Genomic DNA, 9361 nt, shown 5'->3' with positions numbered 1-9361 from the left:
TGATTTAATCCAATCGATACCCGGTATTGGCACTAAGATTGCTGCAACAATTTTAGCTGAGATCGGGGAAATCGATCGGTTTGATCACGCAAAGAAACTGGTGGCCTTTGCTGGCGTTGATCCAAGTGTTTTTTCTTCAGGCAAGTTTATAGCAACCCAAAATAGAATCACTAAGCATGGCTCTAGGAGGCTCCGTACTGCCCTATATCAAGCTGTACGATGTGGTATTCGTAGTAATAGAAATAAAAAACTAAGAGCTTATTATGATAAGAAGCGTGCTGAAGGAAAGCTGTTCAAAGTAGCGATAATTGCTTGTGTGAATAAACTAATCCACTGGATTTTTGCCATCTTAACTACTAAGGAAGCGTTCCGTTTAGAGTAAGTAGCAAGAAATAGAAATATATGGAATGTTTTTCCGTGCTTTATGGGACGGTTCTTTCCCATGCACTTTTTTTAGTATACCACCTCGTGAATCCGCCATTAATAATTAAATATTGACAAGCTATTAGCTGGAATAGCGGAATAGGCTGCCAAGCGAATCACCGGCAGCCTAGATAGTACAATATTATGGTGCTATCGTTCTCCGTTAGCGTAATAAAAAAAGCAAACGTTTTTATATTTGGTTAGCTATATAAGTTGAACTAGAGGAATACATTACTAACTCGTCCAAAGTATACTATAGAAAATGGGTGATAGAATGAGTACAGCAACGCAAGAATTTAGAGAAATTGAATCCAGAATGAAAAAGGAAAGAGATCGGCGGATGTTTGAAAGATACCAGGCGCTGTACCTTCATTTTAAAGGATTAAAGCCGAGTCAAATTGCCATCGTGATCCATCGCTGCGAAAAGACGGTTTACGGATATCTCCGTGCTTACCGAACAAAGGGGATCGAGGGTCTAGCCATTCAATATTCGCCAGGCACCCCAGAACGCTTAAGCCAAGAACAGCAAGAGAAATTGAAAGAAACCATCGTCAAGTTTCTTCCGCATGAAGTTGGTTTCACAGCCAAACACAATTGGACCCTACATTTAATCGGTGAATTTATCAAGTGGGAATTTGGTTTTACTTACAGCATTCGAGGCATTTCCAAAATGATGCAACGAATGGGTTTAAGCTATACGAAACCCACTTACACGCTCGCTGCCGCAGACAAAGCCAAGCAAAAGGTTTTTAATGAAGAAACCTTTCCAACGTTAAAGACTATCAGGCTCTGCAGCACACTTGGTTTTTAAAAGGACAGCAGCGAATCATCAAAACCACAGGCAAGCATAGAGGCGTCAAATTGCTGGCGACCTTAGACTATACAACGGGTCACATCTTATGGAGAGAAGATGAGCAATACGATGCGACAACATTCCTTGCCTTTCTTCAAACGATCTTAGCGGAGTATGGCACAGGTAAGGTCGTCATCGTATTGGATAATGCTCGAATCCATCATGCCAAACTTCTGATCCCTTTTCTAGAAGAACAAAAGGATCGACTTGAGCTAGTCTTTTTGCCGCCGTACAGTCCCCAATTCAACTTAGTCGAGGGGCTTTGGAAATGGTTGAAAGCCGATGTTATTAACAATGTGTTTTATCGTACTGTCTTGGAAATCCGCACAAATGTGAAGGCATTCATGGATCGGGCATGTTCGAATCTTCCTCAAATTATTGATCGACTCTGTCTTCGGTTAGAAAATGGTCAAAACCTAGAAACTCTTTAGATCAACTTATAATAGAACTAACCAGTTAGGCTACAGTATGTGGAGGTTCGCTGCTGCTTGCGATGAAAGGCTTGTTGAAGAACCAATATGCCGTTACCAATCTAATAGGCATGGCTGCGTTAGAAGCTGCCAGCGCCATTCCGATTGATGCCAGAGTCGTGGAAGATAAGCCCGGCCTCGTGACCGGTGGAGGCGTAACTTCGGGACTTGATGTGTCCCTGTATTTGGTGGAGCGTGACTTGGGGCCCCAAATCGCGAATGCTGTTGAAAACTTGTTCGAGTACGAGCAGAGAGGCACGGAGTGGAAAGCCGAAGGCATGTCGTCGACCGACTTTAACACGAATCAGAAAGCGCCTGAACAAAAACAATCGGCCGCTGCTTCCGCGAGCAAGGCCAAAAAGTGATTTCAACATCATTTGATCAATCGAAAGAGGCCGTCCTGTAAGGGATGGCCTTAAAACACAAAAAATTAATAGTACAGAAGCATCGAGGTGTTTATTATTCTTCCTTAATCCACGACTGGGAACCATCCCGGTATATTGGTTATCATTCCCCACAAAATATCGGGAACTACCAATTCTTTTTGCGCTGTTCGGGGAAGTGTCGTTCTAATTTCTCTTTCCTGTCCGCTTTGCACCTTCTCAACCCATTTAGGCTCCATGATCATGGCATGACCTATTGTTACTAGTGGGATACCAGTCCCCAGAGCTTTAACGACATCATCCGGTGTGGAAAGACCGCCAACACCGATTACAGGCACTCGATTACCTACAAGCTCCTGAACCATTACTACACGCGACTTAGCACTGTTCGATTCTTCCCTCCTCGGTTCACCCCAGAAATGATCCACAGAAAGATGGATGTAGTCCAGCTTCTGTTCGGCCAGAACTTCCACGAATTGAAGAGTATCTTCCATTGTGATGCCGGGAGTTTCTCTTTCCTCCGGAGAAAATCTGTACCCAACAACAAACGGTGATTTTGCATGTTTTGTAACCATTTCTTTTACGCGTTTGATGATTTCAAGAGGGAATCTCATTCTCTTTTCTAATGTCCCGCCCCATTGGTCTTCTCTTCTGTTGGAATGCGGAGAGAAAAATTGCTGAATCAAGAAGCCGTTGGCGCCATGAATCTCAACTCCGTCAAATCCGGCTTCAATCAGCCTTCGGGTTGCATTGGCAAAATCATCAATAACATTCTCAATTTCCTCTTGTGTCATTGCCTTTGCGGTAACAGATCCTTCACGCTCTGCTGCAACTGCGCTTGCACTTAACGGTTGTCCTCCAGACAGCAAAGCCGGATTACTTTTATGGCCCGCATGATAAATTTGGACAAAAGCCTTGGAACCTTGTTCATGAATAGTGTTTGCTAATGTTTTTAGGCCTGGGAGCAGAGCGTCATCGTCAACGCCGAAGCCGGTTTCGAGCATTTTTCCATTTTGCGAAACAAGGGCACTGCTGGTAATCACAACGCCTACACCCTGAGCCCGTTCAATATAATAAGCCAATTCTTCTTCAGTAACTGCTCCGTTAGACTTTGATGCCCCAAGGGTCATAGGCGCCATAATCACCCTGTTTTTTAACTGCACTCCAGATGGAAGCTCGAATGGTTCGAAAATAGATTTGTAATTGTTGTTCATGTTTGTTCCTCTTTTCTTTAAATTACTTTATATTAAGGACCTTTCGGTCCATAATTATCAAAAATAAAAGTAGCACTTTTATCTATCTCAAATTCCCTAAAATTACAGACACGAAATCCACAATCCTGTCTTGATTTGTTTGAGCTCGCACCATCACATTTATACCCTGTAAGGAGACCGTTAAAAATCGAGCAAGCTTTAGGGAATCGATTTCCGACTGTATAGAACCATTGATTTTACCAATCTCAATTGCATTAAAAAATGCATTTTCAACATCTTCGAAATCTTTTTCAATCATTTTTTGAAATTCTTTATCATGTGGCGCCAATTCGATAGCTTCATTTGACGTCATGCAACCTTTGCTAACGACATTAAGGAGGGCCATAAAAAATAATTCGATACCCTGGTATACATTCTCATTACTCAAATAATTATTTAATACCGATAGACGCTCCTCGCGATATAAATCAAATGCTCTCACAAATAAATCATGTTTGTTACCAAAAGTCTCATATAAACTACTTTTACTAAGACCAGTAACATTTAGCAAATCAGTTAGGGATGCCATTTCATAACCTTTAGTCCAGAATAAAGTCATCGCTTTCTTTAATACATCTATTTCATCAAAGTTACGTGGACGAACCATTCGCATCTCACCTCCTTAAAAATAATATACACCATTCCGAACCGATAAGTCCAGAACAAAAATAAATTTTAGTCGAAGCGCTGCCAAGCGCACAAAAGGTCGCCGAAAATTTCAACAGCCTTTTACTTAAGCTTATGCTTGTTGATGGAATTTCCAGAGCTTAAGCAGTTCCTGTTCAACAGATCTTCGCAGTTTATGGACATTATCATGAAATCTCCGAGATCGATTGTGGATCATCTTTGTGTCAGTATCTAATTGGGAGATTCTTTGGTTCAACTTATATAGTTCGATTAGCTCGAATACTTCTAATTTATTATCACCTAACTGCTCCTTGTTCCCATTGAAATAGTAAACAAACCGAGCCAAAAATCCATTCTCAGGAGGTGCCAATCAAGGTTCAAATATAATTTAACTTAAATCGTATGTAGACCAACCAGCAGAAATTATATCACTTCTGAGTTGTTTAAATGCCTCTTCTTCATCGAACTCAAACCTTGTAAAAGGTCTACTGAAGAACTCTATAAAGTAAGGCAGCGCGCAAATATCTCTTTGTCCTATACATCTATCATTTAATCTAATACTTTCTAATTTTTCGTCATCCAAGCTTTCACTTCTTTTTCTGTAACTAATCCAGTTCTCATTGCATTCCTTAAAGTTAACAAATTTATCAATTCCAGATTCATCAATGTAATTAAGACCATTAGACGTAATACCTTTAATAACCTTCATAAGTCCTCCTTTACATCTTGTCTCCCAGAATTGTTTTTCATTTTCATAAAACGACTGGCGTTCATTGGTATTGTATTACTCTCGTTCTCCGTTAGCGTAATGCGTGTAGAACTTGAATGGCTGACTGTTCATCTTCAAGAAAGAAAACCTGTTCCCCTTTGCTGCACTCGTAAATAAAATCCTTAAGACTCTTACTGTTATAAACTTTGAAATTACCTACAACCGCCAACTTTATATGATAGTTCACGTATTTCTGTAGAATATCACCCGCTAATCTTGTCTTTAATTCGAAAAAATCCTCCGTTATGTTGGCTTGGCGAATAACGATCTTATAGCTATCATGATTAAATTTAATGGACGCCATTAAGTCCAAAGCATCCTGGACATTTCGGATTATTATATCAGAACTTTCTACAATGGCTACCTTAGAATCATTTTGCTGATTAACCCTTATATTCATTATGCGTCTCCCCAATACTATCGTAGATTTCTGTCCCACTATTTTAACACATATTGGAAGTATCCTGCCCGTTACTTCAATGAGAAAGAGAAGCTGCATCGCCGCAAGCTCCTCCACTATCGTTTCCGTTAGCGTAATGACCGTACTTTTACCTGTGATACTGTTCACAGTAATGTATCTAAACACAAAGTGCAGTTTGCCCACAAAATATTCAGTGTTTAATAACAAAGCCACTCCTGACAATGGAGTGGTTTCTTTTGATAGAACTTCTTTTTTATTTAAACCAATCTGGATGTTCCTTTTTCGTAATAACACCATCCATTGGAAAAACCATATCAATAAATTCTCCAGTATCAGCGTCAATTTGAAAGCTAACGCCATCAATGAAACCGTTCCATTTACTATTACCAGTTACTTTATTCCAAAAATCGTCTTTACTGATGTACCAACTGCTTTCTTCAACATTCTTTGTGTTGTAAGGAAGATTCATTTTTGCATTTACAGTAGTTAGATATATACCCGCTTTAGTTATAGCATCATTTTTCGTTAGAAGTGGTTGATTAAATTGAAAAGTAGCAAAACTGATGAAAATGATAAAAAGGAAAGATGCAATAATAATAATTTTCTTCAACATATCCTCCTACTGGTTAATGAAATCCATGTTTTATGTGCTTTTAGCCTTATGTATTCCATAAATGCATATCCTGTCCGTTAGTGGAGCGAAGGGCTACCATGCGTGGTAGCCCTTTAAATGTTGAACTATCGTTTCTCGTTAGTTCAACGATGAAATGGTAATAAAATTCATCATGTCAGAATAGTTTTTTCTCGTGGAACTGTCGTTTCTATAAATTCCTCTTTTATTTTATCCTTTATAAATGTCTTGATTTTCTCTCGCCCGATTTTATCAAACCAAGCCTGTACTCGATTTACATGTTCTTCATCACTTTTCACTTGTGATTCAATCTTCTCATAATCCTCGTAGCTGTCATATTCCCAGATAGCAAATACCTCTACAACATCGTCTTTTTCCTCAGATGACCATCTGCCAACTAATCGTGAACCATATTTTAGCTGTGCTGGTAAGAGTGTTTGATTAAAATGTTCATTAAAATCAAGTAATATCTGAGGGGCAATTTTGTATGTCTTTCTACGATAAATCACGTATTCATCATCTCCACAATTAAATCAGATATCTCTCGCTATTCTATTATAAAAATAACAATCAATAAGTTCCATCTTTTTCCGATAATCTCCCCGTTACCTGAATATAAACAAGGAGCAGCTGCATCGGCAATCTGCTCCCTGTATATTGTGCTATTGTTCGCAGTTAGCTTAACGATGCGATGCGGTTAGGTTGTACAGGGTTGTCTGCCTGATTCGCTTCCTCGAAAATTCCTTGGGCAGACCAAGGAGCGTAAACTCCGCAGTATGAATACGGTGTTAAGCGATGCCACTTCTTCTTTGTACTAACATAATCAGTTAAATCAATTTTTAGTATTCTTTACTTTCTTAAAAATCTCGTCAATAATCAGGAACACAACTGAATTAATAATGAAAGGTCCATAAAATCGAATCGATGTAACTTCTATTCCCAATATAATTACTGACGATAAGATCACTTGAAATAATACGGTCAATACGATTCTAATGAATTTATACTTCTGAAAACAAAACTCACATACCACAGAAACAGGGAGAGTGAGTAAAATAATAGGAACAGTACAAACGAATATGGCAAATAAAGGCATGCTATTACCTATTAAGAACATGTACATTACAGAGAATACAATGATCGTCATTAACGTTGATGTTAGTTTTCTGAATATTATTCTCTTCAGAATTTATCAAAAGCATTGTTCTGTTCTAGATAACTCACTTTAAGGTTATCCATCTCTAAATCTCTCCATTATTGTTAAATTAGGTTTTATCAGACTTAAGTGGTTTGACCTAACTCCTTATTTATGAACTTCGCAAATTTTCCATATATGCGGTATTCGTGAAATGATTCAATTATCCTCCGTTAGGTGAGAAAAGGCCACCGATTCACCGGCAGCCTTGTTTTGGTTGTTTATTAAGCTATTGTTATCCGTTAACGTAATGAACCCTTTACCCCAAGTAATTCTTCGCTAAAATATCGGGTGGTTTTTCTCTTCCCATTTATTTCGATAAAGTACATTTCCCGTTGAATCTTATGATGCCAAGTTATTTCGTAAATAGACCCCATAACATCAGGATCTCTCCGTACTCTTACAGATTCGCCAAATGAATATTTAGGACTTGGAACTTTTTTGAACAAGGTAGGTTTCACTAAAAAACACTGATTATTGTATTGTAAAGCAATAAATTCATCTTGTTCCTCGATACAAAGAAATACCTTACCATATGGTTGTAGATAAGTGAGTGGAAAACCACCAATGGATGTGGATGGACTTGTTGATGAGCGGCAAAACCCATGAACCCTCAAAATGTTATATTTTAGAAAATTTTTAGAATTGCTTTCGAGGGTGTTTATACTTCTCCTTTAGACTAAGGTTGTAGGCAAGAGAAACCATATAACCTTAAAGGAGAGATTAATATGAATACACAAAATAAAGCACAAAATGCACTGGAAGACATCAAAGTCAGTTCGAAACTGAAGATTGCTACGCTGTGGGCGAGTTTTATGTTTCTCTATATTTATGTTGATTATTTCGCCTTATATATGCCGGGCAAAATAGAAGGTATTCTGGCAGGAAAAATATTTATATTTGACATTTCATATGTCTTTCTATTGATAGCACTGATTTCGGTAACAATTCCAGCTCTTATGATTTTCCTTTCTGTTGCCCTGCCGGCAAAAGTAAGTCGCTGGGCAAATATCATTATTGCCGCGGTGTATATTCCCTATACATTGTTTAATTTGACAGGAGAGGCTTGGGTGCACATGGTGTTTGGCGCTGTTGTAGAAGTCGCTCTTCTTTGTCTAATTATCTGGTATGCATGGAAATGGCCTTCTTCGTTACGGTAATTACGTTACTAATTATCTTTACTGCATGGAAGTGGCCTAGGCAGGATAGCTAGCAACGCGGGTTTCGGGCATTACTAAGAAGAATGATGATGACATAGTCGCAACTTTTGCATATCGGTATTCATGGCGTCGAGGGGTATGCTCACTTTTGTACGGAAAATCATACAAAATGGTTGATTAATTGCGATGACCGCCCACTTTTGTACGAAAATTCACACAAGTATCCGAAGTAAGATAAAATATGTTGCTGTTACATTTCTTCGGTCAGCGGTGGGACATCGTGTAACAGCCAGTATTGACTTGGTTGCTGATGCCGTCATATTCCCACCCGACTCCATCAAAATCAACATATACGATGTCCATTTGGTCAATCACTACCCATAATACCAAAAACGATTATAAGAAAACACATTGACAATCTTTTCCTCATTATATATCGGTATGATCTATATTCGACGCCGTGGGGAAACAATCAAGGACGGATTGCGCAAGAGTGTAGATAACGGAACTCTTCTCTATATTGCGGTTCAATAAGTTCTTCCCCGTGTTCTACAAACCAAGGGTATAGCCCCTATGTTCCTAACAATTAAATCTACCTCCCTAAAAATCAGCGATGTGATTAATAAACTAATCTGCCCTTCAGATGTTTAACTCTCGTTCTCCAATAGCTTAATAGCAAGGTTTCATCTGACCTTATACAACCTTGTCCTAGTCAATTCGATTTTATTATCAACTTCCCTGGTAACCTCAATATCCAGATTGTCTTTATCGAGAAATCTAAGTAGTTTAGACGTTTCCACTCTAATCTCTTCCCATATCGGATTACTGTTCAATTGCTCAAAATCGGTGAAAAAATCCAACTCTTGTTCACCGCATTTCTCATCAAGGAATTTGTCATAAACATCTAGTTTCTGTAATTGGTTGTCTGAGAAAAGCCCTATATCGAAGTAATAATCAGCAATGCCGAGATTATAATGGCTTTCGAATTCAATAATCATATCGTCCCCTACGTGTCCGTAACCCATAATGTATTTTTGCTTTTCAGCTGGAGAAGACAAAGTAACTAACGACTTAATCAGCTCATCGTAATGATACTGAATGATATCTTTTTCCATTTACAATCGCTCCTTACATGTAACGTCAACCCATTGTTCTCGTCGAATGTTGAATCGATTC

12 protein-coding genes and 1 pseudogene are annotated in these 9361 nt (G+C 38.7%); 4 read left to right on the top strand and 9 right to left on the bottom strand.

The features are described 5' to 3' along the window. The 3 genes and pseudogenes from AC58UU_RS22375 to AC58UU_RS22365 all read left to right on the top strand — a co-directional run. Positions 1–382, top strand: a 382-nt coding sequence (locus tag AC58UU_RS22375) for a transposase (RefSeq protein WP_497318951.1), incomplete at its 5' end; no start/stop codon positions are given. A 315-nt stretch (positions 383–697) separates the two neighbouring features. Beyond that, positions 698–1707: pseudogene (locus AC58UU_RS22370) on the top strand (IS630 family transposase). 62 nt (positions 1708–1769) lie between these two features. Further along, positions 1770–2111, top strand: a complete 342-nt coding sequence (locus AC58UU_RS22365) for a type 1 glutamine amidotransferase family protein (RefSeq protein WP_497318949.1) — start codon at positions 1770–1772, stop codon at positions 2109–2111. Between the two features lie 104 nt (positions 2112–2215). Here AC58UU_RS22365 and AC58UU_RS22360 read toward each other — a convergent pair whose 3' ends face one another. From AC58UU_RS22360 to AC58UU_RS22330, 7 genes are all read right to left on the bottom strand, one after another. Further along, positions 2216–3343, bottom strand: coding sequence for an NADH-dependent flavin oxidoreductase (locus AC58UU_RS22360; RefSeq protein ID WP_497318948.1), 1128 nt, complete (start codon positions 3341–3343; stop codon positions 2216–2218). A gap of 82 nt (positions 3344–3425) precedes the next feature. Continuing rightward, entirely contained in the window at positions 3426–3989 is a 564-nt protein-coding gene (locus tag AC58UU_RS22355; protein ID WP_497318947.1) for a TetR/AcrR family transcriptional regulator, read from the bottom strand. A gap of 408 nt (positions 3990–4397) precedes the next feature. Next, positions 4398–4718, bottom strand: a complete 321-nt coding sequence (locus AC58UU_RS22350) for a hypothetical protein (RefSeq protein WP_497318946.1) — start codon at positions 4716–4718, stop codon at positions 4398–4400. Positions 4719–4809: 91 nt separating this feature from the next. Next, positions 4810–5178, bottom strand: a complete 369-nt coding sequence (locus AC58UU_RS22345; protein ID WP_497318976.1) for a DUF4180 domain-containing protein — start codon at positions 5176–5178, stop codon at positions 4810–4812. A gap of 274 nt (positions 5179–5452) precedes the next feature. Continuing rightward, entirely contained in the window at positions 5453–5812 is a 360-nt protein-coding gene (locus AC58UU_RS22340) for a hypothetical protein (protein WP_497318945.1), read from the bottom strand. Between the two features lie 170 nt (positions 5813–5982). Then, complete coding sequence (locus tag AC58UU_RS22335) at positions 5983–6339, bottom strand: NIPSNAP family protein (protein WP_497318944.1); 357 nt, start codon at positions 6337–6339, stop codon at positions 5983–5985. Between the two features lie 928 nt (positions 6340–7267). Continuing rightward, complete coding sequence (locus tag AC58UU_RS22330; protein ID WP_497318943.1) at positions 7268–7642, bottom strand: DUF6960 family protein; 375 nt, start codon at positions 7640–7642, stop codon at positions 7268–7270. Positions 7643–7753: 111 nt separating this feature from the next. On the opposite strand from AC58UU_RS22330, the gene AC58UU_RS22325 reads away from it, so the two are divergent. Beyond that, positions 7754–8185 carry a DUF6326 family protein gene (locus AC58UU_RS22325; RefSeq protein WP_171688075.1) on the top strand — a complete coding sequence of 144 codons (432 nt, stop codon included), beginning with the start codon at positions 7754–7756 and terminating at the stop codon, positions 8183–8185. Between the two features lie 264 nt (positions 8186–8449). Here AC58UU_RS22325 and AC58UU_RS22320 read toward each other — a convergent pair whose 3' ends face one another. Together AC58UU_RS22320 and AC58UU_RS22315 are read right to left on the bottom strand one after the other, a co-directional pair. Then, the gene (locus AC58UU_RS22320; protein WP_497318942.1) at positions 8450–8575 is read right to left on the bottom strand and encodes a hypothetical protein; all 126 of its coding nucleotides are present in this window, start codon (positions 8573–8575) and stop codon (positions 8450–8452) included. 293 nt (positions 8576–8868) lie between these two features. Further along, a complete protein-coding gene (locus AC58UU_RS22315) occupies positions 8869–9300 on the bottom strand; it encodes a hypothetical protein (RefSeq protein WP_497318941.1) in 432 nt (143 codons plus the stop codon). Positions 9301–9361 lie beyond the last annotated feature (61 nt).

This window comes from Paenibacillus sp. JT22N1, from assembly GCF_059692155.1.
This window is presented reverse-complemented; position numbering and strand designations above follow the sequence as displayed.

Excerpts from the sequence above, each read along its gene's own strand:
- AC58UU_RS22365 (WP_497318949.1), top strand. The coding sequence starts at position 1,770 with ATGAAAGGCTTGTTGAAGAACCAATATGCCGTTACCAATCTAATAGGC.
- AC58UU_RS22360 (WP_497318948.1), bottom strand. The coding sequence starts at position 3,343 with ATGAACAACAATTACAAATCTATTTTCGAACCATTCGAGCTTCCATCT.
- AC58UU_RS22355 (WP_497318947.1), bottom strand. The coding sequence starts at position 3,989 with ATGGTTCGTCCACGTAACTTTGATGAAATAGATGTATTAAAGAAAGCG.
- AC58UU_RS22350 (WP_497318946.1), bottom strand. The coding sequence starts at position 4,718 with ATGAAGGTTATTAAAGGTATTACGTCTAATGGTCTTAATTACATTGAT.
- AC58UU_RS22345 (WP_497318976.1), bottom strand. The coding sequence starts at position 5,178 with ATGAATATAAGGGTTAATCAGCAAAATGATTCTAAGGTAGCCATTGTA.
- AC58UU_RS22340 (WP_497318945.1), bottom strand. The coding sequence starts at position 5,812 with ATGTTGAAGAAAATTATTATTATTGCATCTTTCCTTTTTATCATTTTC.
- AC58UU_RS22325 (WP_171688075.1), top strand. The coding sequence starts at position 7,754 with ATGAATACACAAAATAAAGCACAAAATGCACTGGAAGACATCAAAGTC.
- AC58UU_RS22315 (WP_497318941.1), bottom strand. The coding sequence starts at position 9,300 with ATGGAAAAAGATATCATTCAGTATCATTACGATGAGCTGATTAAGTCG.